The following is a 23362-nucleotide window of genomic DNA, read 5'->3' as shown; positions in this document are numbered from 1 at the left end:
CGGTTGCTTCTTCATGCCCTATCTTCTTCACCACAGCTCAAGGACCCTTTTGCCATGCAAGCGATGAGCGCCCTGCAGGATTTTTTTCAACGCGAGACACCGCGCATGACGGCATTGGCCGACCAGATCTGGTCTCTGGCCGAGCTGCGCTATGCCGAGAATGCTTCGGTCCAGCTGCACATCGATGCGCTGCAGCAGGCTGGCTTTCGCATCACCCGCGATGTAGCAGGCATTCCCACCGCCTTCATGGCCGAATGGGGCGATACAGGCCCGGTCATTGCCTTGCTGGGTGAATACGACGCCCTGTCAGGCCTGAACCAGCAAAGCGGTGCTCTGGTTTGCACCCCGTCTACCGACAGCCCCGGTCTGGCCGGCCACGGCTGCGGCCACCATCTGCTGGGAACTTCTGCGCACTTTGCCGCAATTGCGCTGCAGCAGCACCTGAAAAGCACCGGCACGAGCGGACGCGTGCGCTATTACGGCTGTCCAGCCGAGGAAGGCGGCTCCGGCAAGACCTTCATGGCCCGCGCCGGCGTGTTCGATGATGTGGATGCAGCACTGACCTGGCACCCAGCCAGCTACACCGGTCTGTTCAGCCAAAGCACGCTGGCCAATATTCAGGCAAAGTTTGTCTTCCATGGCAAGGCATCGCATGCCGCGCACTCGCCCCACCTTGGCCGCAGTGCCTTGGATGCAGTGGAGCTGATGAACGTGGGGGTGAACTATTTGCGCGAGCACATGCCCTCGGACGCCCGCGTGCACTACGCCGTTACCGATAGCGGTGGTCTGTCGCCCAATGTCGTGCAGGCGCGCGCCGAAGTGCTGTATCTGGTGCGGGCAGCACGCAACCACGAAGCCAGCGAACTCTATGAGCGCGTTCAGAACGTGGCGCGTGGTGCCGCGCTGATGACGGACTGCAAGCTCGAAATCGTCTTCGACAAGGCCTGTTCCAATCTGCTGCAAAACAGCACGCTGAACAGCGTGATGCATGCACAGATGCAGGCACTGGGACAGTTGCAAGCCGATGCACAGGCGCATGCTGTTGCCGGCCAGTTCCAGGCCACGCTGGACAAAAACGATGTCGATGCCGTCAGCCGTCCCTTGGCCAGTGTGCTACGCGGCAAGGTGCCGGCTATTTTTGAAGGTCTGACGCCCTACGACCCGAACGCCAAAGACATCATGTTCGGCTCCACCGACGTGGCCGATGTGAGCTGGATCACGCCCACGGTTCAGGCCTGGGTGGCCTGCTATGCTTTTGGCACGCCGCTGCACTCCTGGCAGATGGTGTCGCAAGGGCAGTCCGGCCTGGCTCACACCGGCATGGTGCACGCCGCAAAAATTCTGACAGCCACCGCCGTGGAGCTGTTCGCACAACCCGAGTTGCTGGAACGCGCCAAGGAAGAACTACTGCAACGCCGCGAGGGCAAGCCCTATGTCTGCCCCATTCCTGCAGAGGTAGCCCTGCCCTTTTTGCGAAAGTAAGTTGGCAACGGTTCCTCCTCTGAAAGGAATTTCGGTAACTTCAAAGCAAAAGTCCCTGAAAACGCCCGCCAGGATTGAGGATTCGCCATGCGCGCCAGCTTGCTCTGCCTCAAAGCGGCAGCAGTCAAAGCTTGATGCAACACAAGCCCCCGGCCAGGCCGAGCGGCCATAGTGAGACATGCCGCAAGACTGCGGAAACTCAACAGGGAGGCACCATGAAGCTGATGATCGATCTCTTTTCCACCGACTACGGGCTGATGAGCCTGGCCGTGATTTTGCTGATCATCGTCATGGCCGCTTTCTTTACGCGCCTCTTCCTGGGCAAGATGAAGAACGTTGCCAGCACCCCGTTGGAGTAAATCCAGGCTTCATAGCACGCTGCGCATGCACTACCTTGGGTTGCTGGCGATATGACACGGTTTGAGTGCAAAAAAGGCCGGAGCTTTCACTCCGGCCTTTTTCTTGACCGCATCGCCCAGCGTGCTCAGTAATGCGGCGGCAACTCGTCGCGCAGATTGCGCACCATCGCGCCCCCGCCTTCTGGCGCTTGGCGCTTGAGTTCCCTCACCTCGTTGATCAACAGATCAATCTGCTGCTGCTGGCGGTAGATCGTCATATTGAGTTGCTCAAGCAAATCCTCGGTGTAGCTGGCCTTGATCTCCAGCTCCATGATTCGCTCTTGCAAGGCTTCGTGACTGTCGCTCATGACTTCAGCGCCTTGGCAAGACGAGCAATGCCTGCGCGAATCTTGTCCTCGTCAGCCGTGGCAAACGAGAGGCGGAAGGTCGCCGTATCGGGGTTCTGTGCATAGAACGGAGCGCCCGGTACAAAGGCCACGCCCTCTTCAATGGCCTTCTTGGCCAGCACGGCCGCACCCGCCAACTGGCCACGCGCGCCCGTCAGGCGCACCCACATGAACAGGCCGCCGGCAGGCTGTACGAACTCGACGGCATCGCCCAGTTGCTCGCGCAGCGCATCACCCATGGTCTCGGCACGCTTGGCATAGACCTCGCGCACATGGGCCAGGGTCTTAGGCATGGCGCCGGACTTCAGATACTGGGCTGCAGTGGCCTGTGCAAAGGTGCTGGTATGGGCATCGCTGAACTGCTTGCACATCACGGCGCGAGCAAGCAATTCGGGATGTGCAATCAGCCAGCCGATACGCAGACCGGGGCTGAGCACCTTGGACAATGAACCGCAGTGAGCCAGCCACTCTCGGCTGCCAGGAACTTCGCGTGTCAGCGACAGCAGGCTGGCAGGAGGCGCTTCATTGAAGTACAGATCGCCGTAGGGGTCGTCTTCCACCACCAGAGTCTGGTACTTGACGGCCAGCTCCAGCACCTTTTTGCGGCGTTCCAGGCTCAGCATGGCACCACTGGGGTTGCCAAAGGTCGGGATCAGATAGACCAGCTTGGGCTTGTGCTCGGCAATCAGCTTTTCCAGCTCGTCGGTCTTCACGCCATGCTCGTCCACAGGGGCGGAGATCACCTCTGCGCCATAGAGACGGAAACACTGAATCGTGGCCAGGAAGGTGGGGCCTTCGACGATGACCTTGTCACCCTCTCCCACCATGGTCTTGCCCAGCAAGTCCAGTGCCTGCTGGCTGCCGGTGGTGACGATGAGTTGATCGGGCGCCACATCGGGCACGCCCTTGCCGGCCATAAAGGACGACAGCTGCTCGCGCAGCGGCTGGTAACCCTCCGTCGCACCGTACTGCAATGCGGCTCCCGCCTCCTGCTGCAGGGCTGCCGCGGAGGCAGCGCTGATGCCCGCTACGTCAAACATGGCACTGTCCGGAAAGCCACCCGCAAAGCTGATGATGCCTGGCTTGCCCAGCAGCTTGAAGAGTTCGCGGATCGCAGAGGTTTCTACGTTATCGAGTCGTTTGGCAAATTGCATACGTTTTCTTGGTTAAAGCGCTACGGGAATCTCGTCGCTGCTTGAGCGGCAGATGCCCATTGTGGCGCGCGAATAGCTCCAGAGACAGGAAGTGGCTTTTATGTAGGCGCTATTCCATGCTGCAAGTAATCAAACTCCTACCAAACAACAAAAGTTGATAGCAATTGTTAATTGCGCATAACTTCGTGTCTCAAACTTTGAATTGGACAGCGCCAAGGCTCTGACAAGAACATACGCCTACCGATCAACGGACCGCGTATTTGACGGATTTTTTCACTTGTTTTTGGGATGGAGGATTTATGCGTACTACTACTTTTACCGGCAAGGCACTGTCTGTTGCCATTGACGGCAAGACCCCGTTGAGCCTGCGCAGCCTGTGTGCCGTAGCCTTGGTTGCCAGTCTGGCTGCCTGTGGCTCTAGCGGCTCTCTGCGCAGCGACCTCGGACCCGACGGCACCGGCGGTGGAGATGTTGTTGCCGGAGGCGGCACTGGTGGGGGCACTGGTGGGGGCACCGGCGGTGGCACTGGTGGCGGTACCGGAGGTGGAACTGGCGGTGGAACAGGTGGAGGCACAGGCGGCGGTACTGGTGGTGGCAACACCGGTGGCGGTGATGGCGGCACGGGCAACCCGCCTGTGGCAAGCACTCCGCTCACGCCGGTGCGCGACACCGTGGCGGATGTCACTGGAACGCTTTCCGGAACAAGCGGCGTCATCAGCGACGTCAACAACATCGTGACCTCCACTCTGGGCACGGCCACCAACGGCACGCCTCTGAGCGGTGTGGCCCAGCCGGCCGGCGGCATTCTTGGCAATGTGAACAATGCCGTCAACAGCGTGGGTAGCGGCGTCAGCGCAGGCCTGGGCCAGATCGGCAAGACGGCCGACCCCATCGGCACCACCTTGCAAGGCGTGGCTCCTGCTGTCGGCTATCTGGGCGCTGCGGTCACCTCGGCAGGCAAGACGGTCAGTGCGCTGGACACTCCTCAGCTTGGCGTGGTCGGCGATGTGGCGGGCCTGGCGGGCGGCACGGTGCAAATCCTGGGCACCACCGTTTCCGGCGTCGAGGGCACGGTGGCAAAGCTGACCGGCAACCCGCTGGTCTCGGGCCTTACGACTCAGGTCAGCCAGGTCGCCACACCGGTATTGAGCACCGTGCTCGGTACCACCCAGAATCTGGTTCAGACCACTGGCCTGGGCCAGCCGGTTAACAGCTTGCTGGGTACCGTGGGCGGAGTCGTCAATCATGTGGGAGCTTCCGTCACCAGCACCGGAGTTCCCGTTGTTGCTCCGCTGGGCGGTGTGGTCTCGGGCGTCGGCCAGACCGTGGCCGGCCTGGGCGGCGTAGTGACAGGCCCCGGCACACCTAGCGGCGGCCTGCTCGGTGGCGTGCTCGGCAATGTCACGGGCGGCACAGGCGGCTCCGCAGGTGGGCCAGGCAATATTGTCGGCGGCGTGCTGGGCGGCGTCACGGGCCTGGTCGGTGGCGTGACCGGTGGAGCGAGCGGTGGCGGCAATGCCGGTGGCCCTGTCGCAGGAGCAGGCAATCTGGTCGGAGGCGTGTTGGGCGGCGTCACAGGGCTTGTCGGCGGGGTCGCGGGATCGGCAGGCGCTCCAGCAGGAGGCAGCGGCAGTGCAGGCACTGCGGTGACTGGCCTGGTCGGCAACACCGTTGGCGCAGTCACAGGCCTTGTGGGCGGTGTACTTGGCGGCGTGACCAATGTCGCTGCAGGCGCAGGAGCAGCAGGTGGTGCAAGCACCTCGGGCGGCCTGCTGGGTGGACTGCTGGGCGGCAATCTGGCGCTCGGCCTGGGCGGTGGAGCGGTAGCCACCAGCAAATAAGGGGAACGGCGGTGGTCTGTGCACCGCTTGAGCCTGGCCCGCCTGCAGGCGGGCTTTTTTACGACAGCCCCATACCCAGTTCTGGGGATGTAGGGAACAATGAGAGTCATAAAAATAGAACAGGAGGGACTTTTGCAGTCAAAAGCAAAACCACAGGGCCGCATCGGCTCCAGGATTCAGGCGTTGGCACTTGCAGCCTGGGCTCCTCTGGCCTGGTCACAGCAGGCTGGCAACCCGCTCAACAGCCTGCCCCAGACACCCGAAGCTGCAAGGAATCTGCAGCAGCAGCCCAGGCAGGTACCGGTGCAGATAGACAAGCCCCAGCCAAGTCTTCAGGATCTCATCAACCTCCGGGTCGCAGTACGTGGCGTCAATGTGCAGGGAAGCACGGCGATTCCTTTCGAGGAGGTCAGCGCGCTTTTCACGCCCTTCATCAATGGCACGCATACGGTGGGCGAGCTCAACGCCGCTACCCAGAAAGTCAGCGAGCTGTATCAACGCCATGGCTACGCCCTTTCTTTTGCCTACCTTCCTCCGCAGGATTTTGCCAATGGCGCGGTGCAGGTCATCGTGGTCGAAGGCTATGTGCAGAGCTTGAATCTGGAGGGAAATTTCGGCCGCTCCGAGGACCAGATACGCGAAATTGCCCAGCCGCTGCTCAATGAGAGGCCTTTGACCACCAAGACCTTTCAGCACCAGACCCAGCTGATGGCACGCCTTCCCGGAGTGCAGATCACCGCGTCGGCAAATCTGCCGACCACCACCGATGGTGCGGTGCCCCTGGTCATCAAATCCAAGCACAAGCCCATTGCCGTCACCGTTGGGGGCGAGGCGCGCAAGCCCACGCCGCGCATCATTGCCTCCCTCACCCTGAACGACCCTCTGTGGTCAGGCAGCCAGCTTCAGGCTTCGGCGATGTTGCAAAACCCCGACAAGGAGCGTTTCGGCAGCATCGGTTTCACTCAGCAGTTGACACCAGAGGGCACGCAGGCACGTGTCAGCTATTCCGACTACCGCAGCTTCAACCCGCCGGCAACGCGCATTCCCGGTATTGATGACCTGACACAGCAGCGCAAGCTGGACTTCAATATCAGCCACCCATGGATCTTGAGCAATACCACCCAGCTCAGCACCACGGCAGGTCTGTATGCCATCAATTACAGCCGTGAACTGGCCGATAGCCAGGCCTCCCTGCTGCGCGAGGAAAAGGTTCGCACGCTCTATGCGCAAATGGCCTGGGCGTCCTTTGGCAAGAACACTACCCGCTCGGCTTCGGTACTGCTGGCCCACGGCCTGGACAGCCTGGGGGCCTACAAGAATCTGGACCTCTACTATCGGCAGGGCTTGCTGCAAAAGCTTGAAAGCCCTGCCAAGCTGGACTTCACACGCATCACCGCCGACTATGCACAGCGCCATCGCTTCGCGAACAAGATGGGCGCCGCTTTTGCCGTGGGCGGGCAATACAGTGCCGACATTCTTCCCATCCCGGAGAAAATCTCCTTTGGATCCACCCGCTTTGGCCGCGGCTATCAGGCTGGCGAGTTCTCAGGCGATTCCGGCGTAGGCGCCAGTGCCGAGCTCAACTACCAATTCCTCATCAACCAGGCCTGGATCAAGTCGGCCGAGCCCTATCTGCTCTACGAATGGGCGCGTACGCATCAGCAGACCAGCGGCGTCAGCGGCAATACGCTGCGCTCTGCCAGCCTGGGGCTGCGCCTCTCCGACAGCCGCCACTACGCACTGGACCTTGCCATGAGCAAGCCGCTGGGCGATCGCTCTGTCAACAATCCCGATAGGGAACTGCGCTACAGCCTTGTATTGAGCTACAACCTGGATCCCTGACTTGCTGCGATTCCGCCTGCCGAGCCGCTGTGTAACGCAGCGGCTTTTTCTTTGTTGCCCCCTGAACGACAAGCCACAATATCGCCCATGAAGAAAAACGATATAGCGCCGTTTTTTGCTGCGCTCAAGGCCGCCAACCCCACGCCACAAACCGAGCTGGAATACACCACGGTGTTCGAGTTGCTGACCGCCGTGCTGCTGTCTGCCCAGGCCACTGACGTAGGGGTGAACAAGGCCACGCGCAAGCTTTTTCCTGTTGCCAACACTCCGCAGGCCATTCTGGATCTGGGGCTTGAGGGGCTGGAGAGCTACATCAAGACCATAGGCCTGTACCGCAGCAAGGCCAATCATCTGATGGAAACCTGCCGCATGCTGGTTCAGCTGCATGGCGGCCAAGTACCCAGAACCCGCGAAGAGCTGGAAGCCCTTCCCGGTGTAGGCCGCAAGACCGCCAATGTGGTGCTCAACGTGGCTTTCGGTCAGCCCACCATGGCCGTGGACACGCACATCTTCCGCGTCAGCAACCGAACGGGGCTGGCACCTGGCAAGAATCCGCTGGAAGTCGAAAAGCAGCTGCTCAAGCGCGTACCCGACGAATACGCGGTGGACTCCCATCACTGGCTGATCCTGCTGGGCCGCTATGTCTGCCAGGCGCGCAAGCCCCGCTGCTGGGAATGCGTGGCTTCAAAATACTGCGATTTCACACCCAAAACCCCGGCACCGGCAGCTGGGAAAAAGAGCTGAAAACGCCTCAAATGCATATCCACAAAGCGCTTTCAGCTATATCTTTTCAAGCTCCTCAGCTCTTGCCGCTGACGCCAGCCGATTCAAAGCTGGCCATCTCATTGAGCATGGTGCAGGCCGAGCGCAGCAGCGGCCAGACCAGCGCCGCGCCAGAACCCTCACCCAGGCGCAACTGCCAGTCCAGCATGGGTTGGGCCTGAAGGTGGGCCAGCAGGCGGGCATGACCCGGTTCACCCGATCGATGCGCATACACGCAGCGCTGCAGCACATGGGGCTGCAGGCGGCTGGCCACCAGCACGGCGGCCGTGGTGATAAAGCCGTCCACCACGATCAGGCGGCGTTCGGCAGCGGCCTGAAGCACAGCTCCAGTCATGGTGGCGATCTCCAGTCCGCCCATAGCTGCCAGTACAGCTAGTGGATCTTGCACGTCGGCGTGAAAATCCAGCACCCGCCCGAGCACTGCGATCTTGCGCGCCAGGCCTTCGCTGCTCAGGCCCGTGCCCACCCCGGTCACTTCCTCTATCGGCTCGCCGCACAGACGCGCCAGCAGCAATGAAGCGCTGGATGTATTGCCTATGCCCATCTCGCCCAGCAACAGCGCATTGCCCGGCAGTTTCTTGACCAGTTCCCCGCCATTGCGAAGCGCCATCGCACATTGCGCTTCGCTCATGGCCGGGCCGTGGCTGCAGTCCGCCGTGCCATAGGCCACCTTGCGCCGCCACAGGCGTGGCTCATGGGCCTTGGGAAGCTTGTGCGCAGGATCCTGCTCGCGCACCTCAAAGTCGCGGGCCACGCCGCAGTCCACGACATTCAGATCAATTCCGTTCTGCAGAGACAGCACGCTTACGGCCGCGCCGCCAGCGAGGAAGTTCTCCACCATCTGCCAGGTCACGTCGACCGGATAGGCCGACACACCCTGAGCAGCCAGTCCATGATCCGCAGCGAACACCACCATCTGCGGTGCATACAGATTGGGAGTCTCGCAACCCACGATGCCGGCAATGCGCAAGGCCAGTTGTTCCAGCACGCCCAGCGATCCCTGGGGCTTGGTCTTGAAATCCAGGCGATGCTGGACACGGGCTTGCAGCGCCGCGTCATGGATATCCTGCACCTGCGGGCAGGACCAGATGGTGGACGGTAGGAATTCGGAAAAAGAAGCGGAACTCATGCGTGCAGTCATTCCCGGTGCATCAGGCCTGAGTGCCATCCACCACCGGGATGCGGAAGGCACGTTTTTGGGATCCTGCAAGTATCGCGCTTTCATCGGCACCGGAACGCCAAGTTCGCCGATTGCTCAGGAGCGGCATGAAAAAAGGCCCCTAAGGGCCTTGGCTGAAGACGCGGCACAAGCCTCAGCGAATGACTTCCTCAACCGTGATTTCGCGCAGGATGCCGCCATCCTTGACCGAACCGCTGACAGCGCCATCCTTGACACGAGCCATACAGGCCTGCTGGTCGATTTCGGTCTTGAACACACCGCAGCGGGCGTAGGCATTGCGCTCGTACTGGCTGAGGCCTTGGCCGTCGTCGAGCTTGCCCTTCTTGGCTTCGGCACTTGCCGCCATCGCCTCGCGTGAAGACGAATTGCTCTCACGCATGGGACGCTGGCCCTTGTGATGATGGCGGTGGTGGTGCTTTTTCATCGCAGGCTTGGCCGCATCCATCGCAGCTGCTTCAGCCGCCGGCTTGGCTGCATCCACTTGTGCGCAGGCCATGCCTGCCAGCGACAAAACCGCTGCACCCAAAGCTAGTTGAAGAGTCTGAACCTTGAAAAAAGCCATACGCAACTCCATTCCGAAAAGTGAATAGCTCGGTCAGCTTGCACTCACTCTCAGGCAGGGCTTATCAGCTCAGCGGCTATGCGTCCGCAGGAACAGTCCTACAAATCAGACCGAAGCCTGGAGCGCGGTCGGCTCAAACCATTGCCCCACGCCCTGCGCCAGCCGCGCAAACACCTGCTCCAGGCTGGGTGCATCGTGGCCGAACAGCGCATGAATTACCTCGGCGTTTTCAAACAGACCATGTAGATAGGTACCGATGACAGCGCTGTTGCCTCCCTGCCATAGCATGCCGGGCAACAGCTCCTGAGCCGGTCGCACGCTGGCCGTCTGCATGTCGGCACGCAGCTGGGTCTGGCCGTGGTGGATCTCGTAGCCACGTGCGGGCACGCCACTCAGGGCATTCCATGGGGCTTGCAACGCAGGCAGTTGCAGGGTCGTGGGTTGCACGGTCTTGTCCTGCGCAAACAGGGTCGCCAGCGGCAGCAGACCCAGGCCTGCGGCATTGCCGTCCACTCCATGCAGATCGATCAGCGCCTCGCCCAGCATCTGCAGACCGCCGCAAATGCCCAGCACGCGCTTGCCGAGTCCGGCATGAGCGACGACGGCTGCATCCAGCCCTTGTGCACGTATCCAGGCCAGGTCGGCAGCCGTGGCCTTGCTGCCCGGCAGAATGACCCAGTCCGCCTCGGCGAGTTGCGCGGGAGAGCGAGCCCATACCACGCGCACGCCCGGCACTTGCAGCAGGGGCTGAAATTCATCGAGATTGCTGATGCGCGGATAGGCGATGATGGCAATCGTGGTGTGAACGGCCCGCCCGGCTCCTGTGCTGCCGCGATCATCGAACACGCCGTCCTCCTCAGGCAGACCGTGCTGGAACTGCATGGGAATGCAGGCCACCGTGGGCACCCCCGTCTTCTCTTCCAGCATCTGGGGCGCCGGTGCCAGCAAAGCTGCATCGCCCCGGAACTTGTTGAGCACAAAGCCCTTGATGAGCTTTTGCTCATCCTCGGGCAGCAGTGCCCAGGTGCCGTAGAGATGGGCAAAGGCGCCGCCGCGGTCTATGTCCGAGACCAGCAGGCAATGTGCATTGCAATGTTTGGCAACGCGCATATTGACCACATCGCTGGCATGCAGATTGATTTCGGCCGGGGAGCCGGCGCCTTCGATCACCACCACATCGTTTTCGGCACGCAGCTCGTCCAGCGCCTGCGCGATCTGCGGCCAGACCTTGAGGCTGCGACCTCTCCAGGGCATGGCGCTCAGCTCCTCATTGACCTGGCCGAACAACACGACCTGGCTGCGCGTGTCCGCCTCGGGCTTGAGCAGCAGCGGGTTCATGCGCACATTGGGCACGGCCCCCGCCGCCAGGGCCTGCAGATACTGGGCCGTGCCGATCTCGCCCCAGCGGCCCTCGGGCGTGGCCACAACGCGCGCGTTGTTGCTCATGTTCTGCGCCTTGAACGGCGCAACCTTCAGGCCCTGGCTGCGGTAGTAGGCGCACAGCGCCGTGGCCACCCAGCTTTTGCCCGCGCCACTGCTGGTGCCCAGCACCATGATGCAACGTGCTGTCATGTCTTAAGTCTCGGTTGGGATCGGCAGCACCACGCGCTGCAGGATTCTGGCCAGCGCCTCGCCGGGATGGGTGCACATGCCCATATGCGAGGGCGAGGTCTGGATGATGCTGCTGCGCTTGGCCGTTAGCCAGTGATAGCGTGCACGCATGGGCAGCTGCGCAATCGGCCCACCATCGACCCTGCCTTCGCAGATGGCCACAATGGAGCCCAGGTGACGGTGCACGGCCTCCAGATCCACATTCGGGTCCAGCGCCAGCAGACGCTGTTCGTCAAGGGCCACGGCAGCCTGCAGATGACCGGTGCGCTGGCAGGAGAGGATCACACCCGCGTTCACAAATTCCTCACGCTCCACGCGCGGCACTACCCGCACGATGGCGTAGTCGTAGACCTCATGCGCGTGCATCGATCACTCCTTGCAACCAGCGGCCACGCTCGGCAAGCCGGGCCACGAAATAATTCACATAGGCCGCGCGATGGGCCTGCACATTCCTGAGCACATCGCCCTCTTTGTCGGCGGCGGCCTGCTCCAGAAAGCAGTCGGGCACCTCGTCCACGATGCTCTTGAGCACTTCGGGCCCAAGCTTGGCGGCCAGTTGCGCATCCAGTTGCGCCAGCTGGCTGGCCTGCGGCAGCAGCACATGCTCGGCACTGGGCGCAAAAGGCTTGGCCGGATCGGCAACCTTTCCGTTCCAGGCATGGTGAAAGGTCAGACTCGCACCATGATCGATCAGCCAGGGCTGCTTCTGGTACATCAGCATATTGGTGTTTCGCGCCGTGCGGTCCACATTGCTGACCAGGGTGTCGAACCACACGAGGCGCGATGCAAAGTCGTCGTCCACCACGTCCACCGCCGGGTCAAAGTTGATGGAGCCCGGCAGATAGTCCAGCCCCACGTTCAGCCCGTCGCTGGCGCGAATCAGGTCCTGAATCTCGGGGTCGGATTCGGTGCGGGACAGGTCGCCGTTCAAGTGCAGCAGCACGATTTCAGGCACCGGCAGGCCCAGCGCACGTGCCATGCCGCCAGAGATGATCTCGGCCATCAACGCGCGCACGCCCTGCCCGGCGCCCCGGAACTTGAGCACATAGGTGCCCAGATCGTCGGTCTCGACAATTGCCGGCATGGAGCCGCCTTCGCGCAGCGGCGTGACATAGCGCTCCACCAGCACCGAGCGCAGCTTCAAGGTTTCAGTGTCCATGGGAAATGGTAGCGCCTTGCGCCCATCAGGTCTGATCGGCAAGGTCATTGGATGCTTTTCCAGGCCTGCTCCAGCGCGGCCTGCGACACGGGCGGCAGCACACCCAACCGCACATGGCCAGCCAGACCGAAGCTTGCACAGTCCCGCAGCTTGATGCCCTGGGCACGCAGGCCGGCCAGAGGCGCCGCAAGCTCTGCCTGCGGCAGACCTGCGACAAAGTAATTGGCCTGATGACCGGGAACGACCTGCCAGCCCAGCTTCTCGCACAGCGCCAGCTGCTGCGCCTTCCAGCGGCGCAAAGTCATGAGGCTATGGGCCAGCCATTGCTGCGCCTCGTCCGTCACCCAGGCCTGCAGCATGGCCACTCCATGCGAGCCCACCACCCAGGAGGCCACCAGCGCATTCAGCGCCTGCAGCTCTGCCGCTGCGGCCTGCATGGGCGCAATCGCATAGGCAGCGCGCACACCCGTCATGCCCAGCGCCTTGTTCGGCGTCCACAACTGCCAGACCGTGTCGAGATTGCGCTCGGGTGGCTGGTCCTCCAGCCATAGCGGACGGTAGGCGCAGTCCAGCACGCGCCATTCCTTCTGCGCCGGCGGCTGCTGCCAGGCAGGCCAGATGTCTTCCATCGTCCCCAGCGGGCTTGAAGGCTCGCAGGCCCAGCTGAGCACCGGCGCCACGACCGCTTCTGTACGGCGGCACAGCGCCAGCCGCCACACCCGCGCGGCCTGCAGATAGTCGCCATAGTGATGCTGGGGAAACTGCACGCTTTTGGCACCGCTACGCACAGCGTGCAGCGTGAGGCGATGAATCAGCTCGCTGCTGCTGCCGCCGATCAGGATGCGCTCTACCGCCACGCCATGAAAAGCCGCCAGCTGCGCGCGCAATGCCCCGTATTGCGGATCGGGGTATTGCGCTACATGGGCGGCCTGCAACGCCTTCACGGCCATGGGACAAGGCCCGCAGGCATTGCGATTGGTCGAAAAATCATGCGCCGGAACGCCCAGCGCATCGGTACCGCCATGCATGGCTGCCGCATTCACATCAAACATTGGCAAGCAGCCTTCCTCTCCACAGAAACATCAAAATCATAGCAATCAATGCAAGCAGCACATGCAACTTGATCACTTTTGATGCCAATTTTACAGACAGCTTCAGATCAGCCGCCTGCGGTGCCCGTCCCTGCGGGTTGAGTCGATAGACGCCGGGCTTGGAAAGCTGAACCCCCAGTGCCTGCGCCATGGCTCCCATTGGCCAGCCGCCATTGGGCGATGGCGTCACGGCTGCATCGCGCCTCAAATCGCTCCAGGACAGGCCGCCGGCCAGCAGCGCCAGCCACATTGCAGTGATGCGCGCCGGAATCCAGTTCAGCACATCGTCGGCGCGGGCCGCCCATTTGCCCGCCCATTGCCAGTGGCGGCGGCGCTCGCCCTGGCCTCGCCAGCCGGGGTAGCCCCACATGGCATCGGCCGTATTGGCAAAACGATAGACGGCCGCCCCGGGCAAGCCGGCCACGGCAAACCAGAACAGCGGAGCGATCACGGAGTCGCTGAGGTTCTCGGCCAGCGTCTCGATGGCGCTTTCGCGCACGGTGGCTGCGTCCAGCTGTGTCGTGTCGCGACTCACCAGCCAGCTCAGACGCTCCCGCCCTGCGGGCAGCGATTGCTGCAGTGCGGCCTCCACGGCAAGCACCTCATCCTTGAGCATGCGCCAGGACAGCAGCGGCTTGAGCAACACCCCCATCACCAGCCCCCAGAGCCACCAGGGTGCAAAACCCAGCATGAACTGGGCGAGGCCATAAACCATGAAAAACAGAGCTGCCAGCGCACACCAGACAATCGCTGCAAGGCCAAAACGCAGATAGTCACTCTGCACCTCAACACGCGGTGCAAGCGCCTGCCCCGACCAGCCCAGCAATTTGCCCATCAGCACCACGGGGTGCAGCCACACCGGCGGCTCGCCCCAAAGCCGGTCCAGCAGCAAGGCAACCAGCAAGGCCAGCAAGCCGGCTTGCACATTGGCAGCCCAGTTTGGCGCCGCCAGATCACTGGCGGTAAATGTCTGATAGAGCCATGCCAGCGGACTGAGAGAAAGACCGATCAGCTCAGTCCAGCCAAAACTTGTCATGCGTCTGTTTTGTCCTTCGCGGCGCACGGCCCGCTGCCCGGCTTGCCCTTGGTCGCCGCGGCCACCACACGCGAGTCGTCCCAGACATCGTCCATCAGCATGTCTTCCAGAGGCGCACGGCAGGCCCATTTTTCCTGCTGCAACATGGGCTCGGCATAGTAGGCATCGACTGGGCCCAGGCAGAGCACGCCCAGCGGGTGGGCACCTTCAGGCATCTGCAACAGCCTTGCCAGCGCCAGCGGATCGAAGATCGAGACCCAGCCCATGCCCAGACCTTCGGCACGCGCGGCCAGCCAGAGATTCTGGATGGCACAGGCGCTGCTGGCGATGTCCATCTCGGGCAGGGTGCGGCGACCGAAGATATGGGCCTCGCGTCCCGGCGGCATGGCGACAACCAGCACCTCGGCCGCATCGAGCACACCCTGAACCTTGAGCTTCATGAAGTCTTCTTCACGTTCGCCCAGGGCATGGGCGGTGCGCACGCGCTCCTCCTCGATCAGACCGTGGATCCGCAGGCGCAATTCGGCACTCTTGACCCGAATAAAGCGCCAGGGCTGCATGAACCCCACGCTGGGCGCGTGATGCGCTGCACGCAACAGGCGCAGCAAGACCTCGTCGGGGACCTTACCGCCCGCAAAATGACGCATGTCGCGGCGCTCATAGATGGCGCGGTAGACGGCAGCCCGCTCGGCCTCGGTGAAAGGCGTTGCGGCAATCGTCGCGAAGGAGCTGGTCTTGGATTCGGTCATGGAACTATTGTCGCGCCACAGACATGGCAAAAGCCATCAGTCTTCGATACCTCTTTGAGCGGGAATACCCGCCTGGAAGGCATGTTTGATCAGCGTCATCTCGGTCACCGTGTCGGCGATGTCGATGATCTCCTGCGGGCAGCGGCGGCCCGTGAGGCAGACATGCACATCCTTGGGACGCGCCTTGAGCGTGTCCAGCACCTCCTGCAGCGGCAGCCAGCCGTAGATCAACGGATAGGTGATCTCGTCGAGCACGACCAGAAACAGCTCGCCCGAGAGAATATCGGCCTTGGCCTTTTCCCAGCCGTCACGCGCCAGCTGGGCGGAGTGATCGAGATCCTTGCTCTTCCAACTGAAGCCATCGCCCAGTCCTTCAATGGGCAGACCGACCTGCTCGGCCAGGCGGTGCTCGCCAAAGCGGGCCGTTGGCACCTTCATGAACTGATAGACCTTGACGGCCTTTCCCCGCCCCGTGGCTCGGAAGGCCAGACCAAAGGCGGCCGTGCTCTTGCCCTTGCCATTGCCGGTGTTGACGATGATCAGACCGCGGCGTTCGCCCTCGGGCTTTTCGTAAGGCTTCTCGGTGGGAGGAGTTTCAATATTCATAGCTAATCTCGCTTGTCTATCAGGGGCTAAAGGGCAAAAAATCAAGAATTTCAGCCGGACTCAGCTCAGGCGCGGCAAGGCCAGCCACAGGCCATCGAGTTCGCGCACCTGTATGCGCCGGTCAAACACGGACTCCAGCGCGGCATGGGTGGCGGGATCGCTGCAAGCGCCCTGGTGGGTGATACGGCCGGCCTGCATGACGACCATTTCGTCAGCCAGCAAGGCGAAGGACAACTCGTGCAGCACGCTGACCAGGGTCGCGCCTTGCTGCACCAGACTGCGGGCCGCCAGCATCCAGTCGGTCTGGTGCGGCGGGTCAAGATTGGCCAGTGGCTCATCCATCAGCAGAGTCCGTGCCTGCACGGCCAGGGCCCTTGCCAGCAGCACGCGCTGACGTTCACCTCCCGATAGCTGGCCTATGCTGCGCTGGCGCCAGTCCCAGGCATGGGTCTGGCGCAGCGCCTGCTCCACGGCCTGCCGGTCGGCGTTCGAGGCCGGAGCCAGCCAACCCTGGTGGGGCAAACGCCCCAGCATGACCACGTCATACACGGCCATATCGGCCGCAACAGGCTGATTCTGGCCCAGCCAGGCCAGGGCCTTGGCACGCTCGCGGCCATTCCAGTCGCCCAGCTCACGGCCCTGCAAAAGCACCGCGCCGCCTTGCCGCTGGTTGGCGGCACGCATGCCGGCCATGGCGCGCAGCAGCGTGGATTTACCCGCGCCATTGGGGCCAACGATGGCCGTCCAGCGGCCCTGGGGAATGCGCAGGCTGATCTGACGCAGCACCTCGCGCTCGCCCAGCTGCACGCTCAGAGTCTCGGTCGCCAACGCGATTCCGGTCTCGATATTGCTGCTCATGAGCCCTCTCCAGACGGCATGGCGCCACGCTTGTGCATCAGCCAGAGCAGATAGCTGCCGCCCAGCACGGCGGTGAGCACGCCCACCGGCAGTTCCTGAGGCGCAATCAACCATCGCGCCAGCAGGTCGGCGGCCAGCAGCAGCACCGCCCCCATCAGACTGCTGAGCACCAGCAGCCAGCGGTGCAGCGCGCGCACCATGGAACGCACCAGATGGGGCGCAGCCAGGCCTACAAAAGCGATCAAACCGGTCTGCGCCACGGCGGTGCCCGTGGCCAGCGCCAGCAGAACGATCAGCAGCAGGCGCAGCGGCGCCAGCTGCAGACCCAGACTATGGGCCGTGGCCTCGCCGAGTGCCAGCCCGTCGAGCACGCGGCTCAGGCTCCATGACAGCACCAGCGTGGGCAACAGCACCCACAGCATCAGCCTGCAGGCAGGCCAGCCCGCAAACGCCGTGCTGCCCAGCATGAAAGACTGCATGGCCTGCATGATGTCGGGGTTCATCAGCAACACCAGCGATGCGGCGGCGCCCAGCACCACACCCACTACCACGCCGGCCAGCAGCAGGCGCATGGTGTTCTGCACGCCCTTGGCCAGCACCAGGGTCAGCACCACGGCAAGCACGGCACCCGCAAAAGCCGCGCCCGTCACGCCCCAGCGCGCCAGGCCGGCCAAAGCGAAAGGAGAGACACCCAGGGCGGCCATGGCCAGCGCCACCCCAAGCGATGCGCCCGAGGCACTGCCCAGCAAATAAGGATCAGCCAGGGGGTTGCGAAACACGCCCTGCGCCACCGCTCCGGCCAGCCCCAGCAGGCCTCCGGCCAGCAAGGCCGCCGCCGTGCGTGGCAGGCGAATATCCATCACGATCTGCCAGGCTAGCGGGTCTTGGCGGGCATTGAGTACGCTCTCAAAACCCGTACTGCCGATACCCGCGCCCAGCAGCGCCAGCAAAGCAGCAGCCAGCGTCAGCCACAGCAGCAGCCAAGCAGCGGCCAGCCCGCGCTGCCCCCTGCGATGACGACTGGAGATGCAGGCCTTCATGGGCTATTGCCCTGCCTCGCCGCCAGACGCTGCAGACACTGGGCAATGATTTGCGCCCCCTCGGCCATGCGGGGGCCTGGGCGCACCAGAATGTCGGATTGCTCGGGCGTGAAGGCGCAGATCGCGCCCTGCTTCACCGCCCGCATCTGGGCCCAGCCCGGGTATTCCGGCACACCGGTTTTCCAGGCTCGCTCGCCAGCCATCAGAATGTCAGGATCCAGCTTGACCACATATTCGGGATTCAGGCGCGGAAACGGCCCTTGCCTGGCGTCGACCACGTTGCGCAGATGCAGCCGCGTCAGTGTCTGGCCGATAAAGGATTTTTCACCGGCGGCATACGGGCCGCGACTGGCTTCAAAGTACACACGCTGACCGCGCATGGCTTCGGGCACGCTTGCAGCGGCCTTGTTCAGGTCGGCCTCGATTCCGGCCCAGACGCGGTCTGCGCCCTGTGTGGGCGGCAAGGCGAGCAGCTGACCTATTTTCTGCATCACGGTACGCGCTTCCTCGTGGGTGCGCGGCTCCAGCGCCACCACCTTGAGGCCCAGCGCCTCCATTCGCGCAATGGCCCGTGATGCCATGGAAACCAGCACCAGATCTGGCTTTAGCGCCACAATAGCCTCGATATTCGGATCCAGCCCGCCACCCACCACGGGCAAGGTCTTCACATGGGCTGGCCAATTGGAATAGCGATCCACCCCCACCAGACGTTCGCAACCGCCCAGTGCGCACAGGCTCTCGGTGAGCGAGGGCAGCAGGCTGACGATACGCTGCGGCGGTTTGGCCAATTGCACCTGCGCGCCACGTGCATCGGTGATCTGCACGGACTGCGCCGCCACCGACAAAGCCCCAGCCAGGCCGCAAACAAGCAGCGCAGCAGCGGCAAACTGTTTTACGGTGGCCCTCATGCCTGCGGCCCTTTCAATGCCAGAGGCAAGCCGGCGCACATCAGCGTGACACTTTCACAATGCGCTGCCGCCTGCTGATTTAGCAAGCCCAGCGCATCGACAAAGGCGCGCACTTCGCGCCCCATGGGAATCACGCCCAGACCGATTTCGTTGCCGACCAGAATGACGGGGCCGGCTGCTTCATCAAGCGCTTTCAGAAAGAGTGCTAGCTGTGATTGCCAGTCGGGAGCTGGAGATTGGCTGTCTTCGGAGTTCCCGGTCTGCACCGGCATCAGCCAGTTTGTCAGCCACAAGGTCAGGCAATCAATCACCAGCAGCCGCTGCGGGCTGCCGTGCTGGGCCAGCACCTGGGCCAGCTCGCGAGGTTCCTCTATGGTCAGCATGCCTGGCACGCGCTCGGCGCGGTCGCGCTGGTGGCGCGCAATGCGCTCGCTCATTTCCGCATCCCAGGCCTGGCCGGTCGCCACCAGCGCAGCCTGATTCCCGGCATCCGTCTGCAGCCACTGGCGCGCCAGCAGCTCCGCACGACGGGATTTGCCGCTTTTCTGCCCGCCCAGTATCAGCTGGGTACGCGGCATGACGAAGGAGACTGTGCTTGCAGGGCTCATGGTGATGGACTAAAGGTTCAGTCTTCGATTGTTGCGCCAAAAAGCGCCGCCACAGCCGATGGGCAGGACGGAAACCAGGCATGAAAGTAACTGGCCCGCACACTGCCATATTGATAAAGTGCCTCGCCACGGTCTGCCTGTATGGCTGCACCAGGGCGGCTGCTGCGCGTGAGCACCGGCATGGCGGTCTCCAGTCTTGTGTAGTGAAAGGTATGACCCCGCAACAAGCCCATATCAAGCGCCAGCTGCTGCATGCCCAGACCGCCGAGCCTGCTCTGCATGACAACCTGGCCGGGCAGCAGCCCCCACATGGGCTGGGTGCTGCCGTCCAGTGCTGTCACTCCATCACACAGCGCCAGCATGCCGCCGCACTCGGCCCAGACGGGCTTGCCCTGCGCCATATGCTCGGCAATGCCGTCGCGCAACTGCCGGTTCTCATGCAGGGCCCGGGCATGCAGCTCCGGATAGCCGCCGGGCAGCCAGATCGCATCGCAGGGCGGCAGCGCATCGCCAGCCAGCGGCGAGAAAAAGCACAACTCGGCCCCCATGACACGCAGACAGTCCAGATTGGCGGGATAAATAAAGGAAAACGCCGCATCGCGCGCAATGGCAATGCGGCGGCCGCTCAGCCAATGCTCCACCCGAGCTTGATCGCCGGACATGTCCGGCGCTGCAAAGTCCACGCACCAGTCCTGCCAGCTGGGCTGACCGTCGTCCGAGCTCCAGGCCCGTTGCCCCAGGGGAGTCTGGGCCAGGGCGTCGGCCGCCGCATCCAGGCGCTGCAGGGCATCGCCAAGCTCGTGGGCGGCGATCAGGCCCAGGTGGCGCTCCGGCAGCAGCGCCGCAGACTTGGCCTTGACCGCTGCATCGCCCAGTTGCACACCGGGCATGGCGCCCAGCCACAGCGACTGTTCGCGCAGGCCTTGCCTGAGCAGATCGGCATGATGGGCCGTGGCCACGCGGTTGGCCAGCATGCCGGCCCAGCGCAGACCGTCACGGTAATGCTGCAAGCCATAGGCCAGCGCCCCGAAAGTGCCCGCCATGGCCGAGGCATCGACCACGGCCAGCACAGGCAGACCCAGCAGCAGCGCCAGATCGCCAGCGCTGAAATTGCCGTCGAACAAGCCCATCACGCCTTCGACAAGAATCAGATCTGCTTCCTGGGCCGCCTCATGCAGACGCTGGCGCACATCCCCCTCGCCCGTCATCCACAAATCCACCGAATGCACGGGCGAACCGCTGGCCAGCTCGTGCCAATAAGGGTCCAGAAAATCCGGCCCGCACTTGAATACGCGCACCTTGCGTCCCTGGCGCGCATGCAGGCGAGCCAGGGCAGCCGTGATGGTGGTCTTGCCCTGGCCGGAGGCCGGAGCACTGATCAGCAGCGCCGGGCAACGCAGGCCGGGTTCATGCATTGCGATGACTGTCATGGCCTCTTACCTGGCTTCCCACTTCACACCGATATAGCCGCTGCGGCCTTCGGTGGCATAGGTTCGGGCCAGCTCATAGCGCTTGTCGGCCAGGTTGTTGACGCGTGCCACCAGGCTCCATTCACGCGTCAGCTGCTTTTGCGCACTCAGATTCCAGAGCGTGTAACCGCCCAGCACGGTCTTGTTGGCCGTATCGTCAAAGCGCTTTCCGGTAGCCTGCATTTCGGCACCCAGCCTCCAGCCGGCCAGCGTGGTGTCGGCAGAAAGATTGGCGTAGCGCTTGGAGCGGCGAGCCAGTTGCAGATCCTTATCGGTATCGCGCGGATCCTGGAAGTCCACCGAACCTTGCAGATTCACCATGGCCAAACGGGTGGTGGCGGCCAGGGTGATGCCTTCGTAACGAGCCTTGGCCACGTTGGCATAGCAGCCGCCGTAAGGGCCGGTATTGCCCGCACAGGAGCCGGTATTGCCTACATAGTTGATGAGATTGGAGACATTGTTGCGATAAAGCGTAGCCGAGAAGCTGTCGCTGCCTTTGCCCCATTTCAGGCCCAGTTCCACATTGCGGCCTTTTTCCGGCGACAGACTGGCATCGCCATATTGGCTGAAGCGCTGATAGAGCGTAGGTGCACGAAAGGCAGTGCCGGCCGATGCGGTTGCGCGCCAGTTGGGCATAAACTCATAGCCGTATGCAGCGCTGCCCGTTGTGTGGCCGCCAAATTCACTGTCGCGGTCATGACGGGCATTGAGCTGCAGCGTGTGCTTGCCAGCATGCAGGCCATAGCCCAGCGCCAGTGCGTTCTGAGAGCGATTGCGGCTGCCGATATCCAGGCCGTTGTTGACCAGCTTGTCCTCGCGGCGTTCCAGCGCAGCCGTCACGGTCTGCGCTCCCAGCCGCCATTCGTTCTGGAACAGATAGTTGTGCAAACGCGTATCGGTTTCATAGACACTGGGCTTGGTCTGGTAAAAATCGCGCGACTGCGTGTACTGCAGGCGCGTGCTGTAGACATCGCTCCACTTGGCCAGCCAGTTCAGACCTACCGCATTCATCTTGTAGATGCTGCGGTCGTCGGCCATGGGGCTGGCCTTGGAGACAGGGGCGTCATAACCCGCGTTCATATAGCTGGTCAGAGCCGTGGCTTCAACACGGTGATTGCTGTTGATCTGGTAGCCTACCCGCCCGTTGAAGGCGTTGCTGCGATAACCATCGGCATCGGGATTGAAGCCCGCAGAGGTCTTGGCATTGAAGCCGTTGCTGCTGGCATGCGAAACACCCAGGCTGTAATCCCAGCCGGCCACACCGCCGCTGAGGCCGGCCTGCGCCTTCACCGTGCCACGACTGCCCCAGCCCAGGCCCACATAGGGCTTGGCTTTGCCCTCACCCTTTTTGGTAAAGATCTGCACCACGCCGCCCATGGCGTCAGAACCGTAAACAGCCGCAGCCGGGCCACGCAACACTTCAATTCGGTCGATCGCTTCCAGTGGGATGTCCTGCCAGGAGGCTCCGCCCGTGGACTGCGAATCCACTCGCACACCATCGATATAGACGGCTGTGAAACGCGTGTCGGCACCGCGCAGATAAACGCTGGTGGTCGAGCCGGCGCCGCCGTTGCGCACCATCTGCACACCCGGCAGACGCGAGAGCACATCGGCCACACCCACGGCACCCGCAGTTTCAATCGTTTCACGGCCCACCACCGACATATCGGCCACCAGATCGGACAAAGGCTGCTCGATGCGATTGGCGGTGACCACGGTTTCTTTCATGTGCACCGCATCGGCCTGTGCAGCTGATTGAGCCTGTGCGGCAAACGCCACGGCCAACGCAGATGCCAGAAGAGTGGGACGGAGAACAAACGATGCGCGTGCGCGCGAAGCCACCTGCGCCATGCGCAGGGACAAAGATTGCGGACTCATGGAAAGCACACTTGAATACGCCCACATCAGCCTACCCGCCGACATTGAGCAAACATACCTGCACAGAATGCAGGCAACCCATGTTGGCCGGTATCCGGGCTAGGCGAATCATCCTCTTGCCGGCCTTCCCAGCGCGCAGCGCCAGTGGCCATGGGGAAAAAGGTGGAATGCCGCAGCATTCCATTCGCCGACCGTTGCGGGGGCAGCGCAGGTTCGGTGTGCCAGTGTGTCTGGCCAGCACCTCCCTGCTTCCCGTTGAACTGAGACCACAGAAAAGCGACCTCGAGCACCAACAGGCGCCCATTGTAATGAGCGCCACGCGGCGCAAATCCTTCATTCGGAGTAACCGAGCGCGGCTCAGGTGACGATTTTTTACCTTAAATATGCACTTGAGGTACACAGAACTTGTGCAGCACGCTACGATTTTGAGAGAAATATTGCAGTTTTACGATTGCGGCAGTCCAGCAGCCTGTGCTCCAGCGCAAACTGCTGAATTTGCCTGCACATTTATACTCACCCACGGACTGCAAGACCTACAATGGCAGAGTCTATGACCACCCAGCCCTCTCTTGATCTCATTGCCGAGCGCGTAGAGCGTCTGCTGGTGCGCCACGAGGAACTGCAGCGCACCAACACCCTGCTCACCGATCAGGTCATCGCTCTGACGCAAGAGCGCGATTTGCTGCGTCTGCGCCTGCAGGCCGCGCGTGCGCGCGTTGATGCCTTGATCGAACGCCTGCCCGCCAACCAGGGAGAGTGA

Annotated in this window: 23 protein-coding genes and 1 riboswitch; of the genes, 6 read left to right on the top strand and 17 right to left on the bottom strand. The window is 62.7% G+C overall.

Translation table 11 applies throughout. The annotated features are described in order from the left end of the window. Positions 1-54: 54 nt before the first annotated feature. Together AAIL66_RS06235 and AAIL66_RS06230 are read left to right on the top strand one after the other, a co-directional pair. Positions 55-1482 carry a M20 family metallopeptidase gene (locus tag AAIL66_RS06235; protein ID WP_343496253.1) on the top strand — a complete coding sequence of 476 codons (1428 nt, stop codon included), beginning with the start codon at positions 55-57 and terminating at the stop codon, positions 1480-1482. A gap of 215 nt (positions 1483-1697) precedes the next feature. Then, a complete protein-coding gene (locus tag AAIL66_RS06230; RefSeq protein ID WP_012837967.1) occupies positions 1698-1841 on the top strand; it encodes a DUF3149 domain-containing protein in 144 nt (47 codons plus the stop codon). 125 nt (positions 1842-1966) lie between these two features. Here the strand turns inward: AAIL66_RS06230 and AAIL66_RS06225 are convergent, their stop codons facing one another. Together AAIL66_RS06225 and AAIL66_RS06220 are read right to left on the bottom strand one after the other, a co-directional pair. Continuing rightward, positions 1967-2188 (bottom strand): SlyX family protein, encoded by a 222-nt coding sequence (locus AAIL66_RS06225; protein WP_003063015.1) that lies wholly within the window; start codon positions 2186-2188, stop codon positions 1967-1969. Then, positions 2185-3381, bottom strand: a complete 1197-nt coding sequence (locus AAIL66_RS06220) for a PLP-dependent aminotransferase family protein (RefSeq protein WP_343496252.1) — start codon at positions 3379-3381, stop codon at positions 2185-2187. Before AAIL66_RS06220 ends, AAIL66_RS06225 begins: the two co-directional genes overlap by 4 nt. 299 nt (positions 3382-3680) lie before the next feature. On the opposite strand from AAIL66_RS06220, the gene AAIL66_RS06215 reads away from it, so the two are divergent. The 3 genes from AAIL66_RS06215 to nth all read left to right on the top strand — a co-directional run bounded on the left by AAIL66_RS06215 (position 3681) and on the right by nth (position 7808). After that, positions 3681-5222, top strand: a complete 1542-nt coding sequence (locus tag AAIL66_RS06215) for a collagen-like triple helix repeat-containing protein (RefSeq protein ID WP_343496251.1) — start codon at positions 3681-3683, stop codon at positions 5220-5222. Positions 5223-5354: 132 nt separating this feature from the next. Beyond that, positions 5355-7064 (top strand): ShlB/FhaC/HecB family hemolysin secretion/activation protein, encoded by a 1710-nt coding sequence (locus AAIL66_RS06210; protein WP_198528644.1) that lies wholly within the window; start codon positions 5355-5357, stop codon positions 7062-7064. Positions 7065-7151: 87 nt separating this feature from the next. Further along, the gene (nth, locus tag AAIL66_RS06205; RefSeq protein WP_343496250.1) at positions 7152-7808 is read left to right on the top strand and encodes an endonuclease III; all 657 of its coding nucleotides are present in this window, start codon (positions 7152-7154) and stop codon (positions 7806-7808) included. A 55-nt stretch (positions 7809-7863) separates the two neighbouring features. Here the strand turns inward: nth and cobT are convergent, their stop codons facing one another. From cobT to AAIL66_RS06130, 15 genes are all read right to left on the bottom strand, one after another. Further along, complete coding sequence (cobT, locus tag AAIL66_RS06200; protein ID WP_343496249.1) at positions 7864-8976, bottom strand: nicotinate-nucleotide--dimethylbenzimidazole phosphoribosyltransferase; 1113 nt, start codon at positions 8974-8976, stop codon at positions 7864-7866. A gap of 184 nt (positions 8977-9160) precedes the next feature. Beyond that, positions 9161-9589 (bottom strand): hypothetical protein, encoded by a 429-nt coding sequence (locus AAIL66_RS06195; RefSeq protein WP_034351857.1) that lies wholly within the window; start codon positions 9587-9589, stop codon positions 9161-9163. Between the two features lie 105 nt (positions 9590-9694). Further along, complete coding sequence (locus AAIL66_RS06190) at positions 9695-11161, bottom strand: cobyric acid synthase (protein ID WP_343496248.1); 1467 nt, start codon at positions 11159-11161, stop codon at positions 9695-9697. A gap of 3 nt (positions 11162-11164) precedes the next feature. Then, on the bottom strand, positions 11165-11566 hold the full coding sequence (locus tag AAIL66_RS06185; RefSeq protein ID WP_034392377.1) for a DUF3037 domain-containing protein: 402 nt from the start codon (positions 11564-11566) through the stop codon (positions 11165-11167). After that, positions 11553-12338 carry a HipA family kinase gene (locus AAIL66_RS06180; protein ID WP_034351856.1) on the bottom strand — a complete coding sequence of 262 codons (786 nt, stop codon included), beginning with the start codon at positions 12336-12338 and terminating at the stop codon, positions 11553-11555. Before AAIL66_RS06180 ends, AAIL66_RS06185 begins: the two co-directional genes overlap by 14 nt. A 65-nt stretch (positions 12339-12403) precedes the next feature. Continuing rightward, complete coding sequence (locus AAIL66_RS06175) at positions 12404-13411, bottom strand: aminotransferase class I/II-fold pyridoxal phosphate-dependent enzyme (RefSeq protein ID WP_343496247.1); 1008 nt, start codon at positions 13409-13411, stop codon at positions 12404-12406. Further along, positions 13404-14486: an adenosylcobinamide-phosphate synthase CbiB gene (gene cbiB / locus AAIL66_RS06170; protein ID WP_034351831.1), complete on the bottom strand. Its 1083-nt coding sequence runs from the start codon at positions 14484-14486 to the stop codon at positions 13404-13406. Before cbiB ends, AAIL66_RS06175 begins: the two co-directional genes overlap by 8 nt. Further along, a complete protein-coding gene (gene bluB, locus AAIL66_RS06165; protein WP_034351830.1) occupies positions 14483-15235 on the bottom strand; it encodes a 5,6-dimethylbenzimidazole synthase in 753 nt (250 codons plus the stop codon). The genes cbiB and bluB overlap by 4 nt, the downstream gene beginning before the upstream one ends. Before the next feature lie 36 nt (positions 15236-15271). Beyond that, on the bottom strand, positions 15272-15841 hold the full coding sequence (cobO, locus tag AAIL66_RS06160; protein WP_003080011.1) for a cob(I)yrinic acid a,c-diamide adenosyltransferase: 570 nt from the start codon (positions 15839-15841) through the stop codon (positions 15272-15274). Between the two features lie 60 nt (positions 15842-15901). Beyond that, positions 15902-16699, bottom strand: coding sequence for an ABC transporter ATP-binding protein (locus AAIL66_RS06155; RefSeq protein ID WP_034351829.1), 798 nt, complete (start codon positions 16697-16699; stop codon positions 15902-15904). After that, positions 16696-17739 (bottom strand): iron ABC transporter permease, encoded by a 1044-nt coding sequence (locus AAIL66_RS06150; protein WP_187771870.1) that lies wholly within the window; start codon positions 17737-17739, stop codon positions 16696-16698. The genes AAIL66_RS06155 and AAIL66_RS06150 overlap by 4 nt, the downstream gene beginning before the upstream one ends. Then, positions 17736-18647 carry a helical backbone metal receptor gene (locus AAIL66_RS06145; RefSeq protein ID WP_343496246.1) on the bottom strand — a complete coding sequence of 304 codons (912 nt, stop codon included), beginning with the start codon at positions 18645-18647 and terminating at the stop codon, positions 17736-17738. Before AAIL66_RS06145 ends, AAIL66_RS06150 begins: the two co-directional genes overlap by 4 nt. Next, complete coding sequence (locus tag AAIL66_RS06140) at positions 18644-19225, bottom strand: bifunctional adenosylcobinamide kinase/adenosylcobinamide-phosphate guanylyltransferase (protein ID WP_034351827.1); 582 nt, start codon at positions 19223-19225, stop codon at positions 18644-18646. Before AAIL66_RS06140 ends, AAIL66_RS06145 begins: the two co-directional genes overlap by 4 nt. A 47-nt stretch (positions 19226-19272) precedes the next feature. Beyond that, on the bottom strand, positions 19273-20685 hold the full coding sequence (locus tag AAIL66_RS06135) for a cobyrinate a,c-diamide synthase (protein ID WP_343496245.1): 1413 nt from the start codon (positions 20683-20685) through the stop codon (positions 19273-19275). A gap of 6 nt (positions 20686-20691) precedes the next feature. Then, the gene (locus tag AAIL66_RS06130) at positions 20692-22602 is read right to left on the bottom strand and encodes a TonB-dependent receptor (protein ID WP_343496244.1); all 1911 of its coding nucleotides are present in this window, start codon (positions 22600-22602) and stop codon (positions 20692-20694) included. 67 nt (positions 22603-22669) lie between these two features. Then, positions 22670-22911: riboswitch (cobalamin riboswitch) on the bottom strand. Positions 22912-23152: 241 nt separating this feature from the next. Here AAIL66_RS06130 and AAIL66_RS06125 point away from each other — a divergent pair. Further along, entirely contained in the window at positions 23153-23362 is a 210-nt protein-coding gene (locus tag AAIL66_RS06125) for a hypothetical protein (protein ID WP_003063053.1), read from the top strand.

The sequence above is a fragment of the Comamonas sp. F1-6 genome, assembly GCF_039581415.1.
Lineage (GTDB): Bacteria > Pseudomonadota > Gammaproteobacteria > Burkholderiales > Burkholderiaceae_C > Comamonas > Comamonas thiooxydans.
This window is presented reverse-complemented; position numbering and strand designations above follow the sequence as displayed.

Excerpts from the sequence above, each read along its gene's own strand:
- cobT (WP_343496249.1), bottom strand. The coding sequence starts at position 8,976 with ATGAGTTCCGCTTCTTTTTCCGAATTCCTACCGTCCACCATCTGGTCC.
- AAIL66_RS06235 (WP_343496253.1), top strand. The coding sequence starts at position 55 with ATGCAAGCGATGAGCGCCCTGCAGGATTTTTTTCAACGCGAGACACCG.
- cobO (WP_003080011.1), bottom strand. The coding sequence starts at position 15,841 with ATGAATATTGAAACTCCTCCCACCGAGAAGCCTTACGAAAAGCCCGAG.
- AAIL66_RS06185 (WP_034392377.1), bottom strand. The coding sequence starts at position 11,566 with ATGCACGCGCATGAGGTCTACGACTACGCCATCGTGCGGGTAGTGCCG.
- AAIL66_RS06135 (WP_343496245.1), bottom strand. The coding sequence starts at position 20,685 with ATGACAGTCATCGCAATGCATGAACCCGGCCTGCGTTGCCCGGCGCTG.
- AAIL66_RS06175 (WP_343496247.1), bottom strand. The coding sequence starts at position 13,411 with ATGTTTGATGTGAATGCGGCAGCCATGCATGGCGGTACCGATGCGCTG.
- AAIL66_RS06230 (WP_012837967.1), top strand. The coding sequence starts at position 1,698 with ATGAAGCTGATGATCGATCTCTTTTCCACCGACTACGGGCTGATGAGC.
- AAIL66_RS06150 (WP_187771870.1), bottom strand. The coding sequence starts at position 17,739 with ATGAAGGCCTGCATCTCCAGTCGTCATCGCAGGGGGCAGCGCGGGCTG.
- AAIL66_RS06155 (WP_034351829.1), bottom strand. The coding sequence starts at position 16,699 with ATGAGCAGCAATATCGAGACCGGAATCGCGTTGGCGACCGAGACTCTG.
- AAIL66_RS06140 (WP_034351827.1), bottom strand. The coding sequence starts at position 19,225 with ATGCCGCGTACCCAGCTGATACTGGGCGGGCAGAAAAGCGGCAAATCC.
- AAIL66_RS06190 (WP_343496248.1), bottom strand. The coding sequence starts at position 11,161 with ATGACAGCACGTTGCATCATGGTGCTGGGCACCAGCAGTGGCGCGGGC.
- AAIL66_RS06125 (WP_003063053.1), top strand. The coding sequence starts at position 23,153 with ATGACCACCCAGCCCTCTCTTGATCTCATTGCCGAGCGCGTAGAGCGT.
- AAIL66_RS06130 (WP_343496244.1), bottom strand. The coding sequence starts at position 22,602 with ATGAGTCCGCAATCTTTGTCCCTGCGCATGGCGCAGGTGGCTTCGCGC.
- AAIL66_RS06220 (WP_343496252.1), bottom strand. The coding sequence starts at position 3,381 with ATGCAATTTGCCAAACGACTCGATAACGTAGAAACCTCTGCGATCCGC.
- cbiB (WP_034351831.1), bottom strand. The coding sequence starts at position 14,486 with ATGACAAGTTTTGGCTGGACTGAGCTGATCGGTCTTTCTCTCAGTCCG.
- bluB (WP_034351830.1), bottom strand. The coding sequence starts at position 15,235 with ATGACCGAATCCAAGACCAGCTCCTTCGCGACGATTGCCGCAACGCCT.
- AAIL66_RS06195 (WP_034351857.1), bottom strand. The coding sequence starts at position 9,589 with ATGGCTTTTTTCAAGGTTCAGACTCTTCAACTAGCTTTGGGTGCAGCG.
- AAIL66_RS06145 (WP_343496246.1), bottom strand. The coding sequence starts at position 18,647 with ATGAGGGCCACCGTAAAACAGTTTGCCGCTGCTGCGCTGCTTGTTTGC.
- nth (WP_343496250.1), top strand. The coding sequence starts at position 7,152 with ATGAAGAAAAACGATATAGCGCCGTTTTTTGCTGCGCTCAAGGCCGCC.
- AAIL66_RS06225 (WP_003063015.1), bottom strand. The coding sequence starts at position 2,188 with ATGAGCGACAGTCACGAAGCCTTGCAAGAGCGAATCATGGAGCTGGAG.
- AAIL66_RS06215 (WP_343496251.1), top strand. The coding sequence starts at position 3,681 with ATGCGTACTACTACTTTTACCGGCAAGGCACTGTCTGTTGCCATTGAC.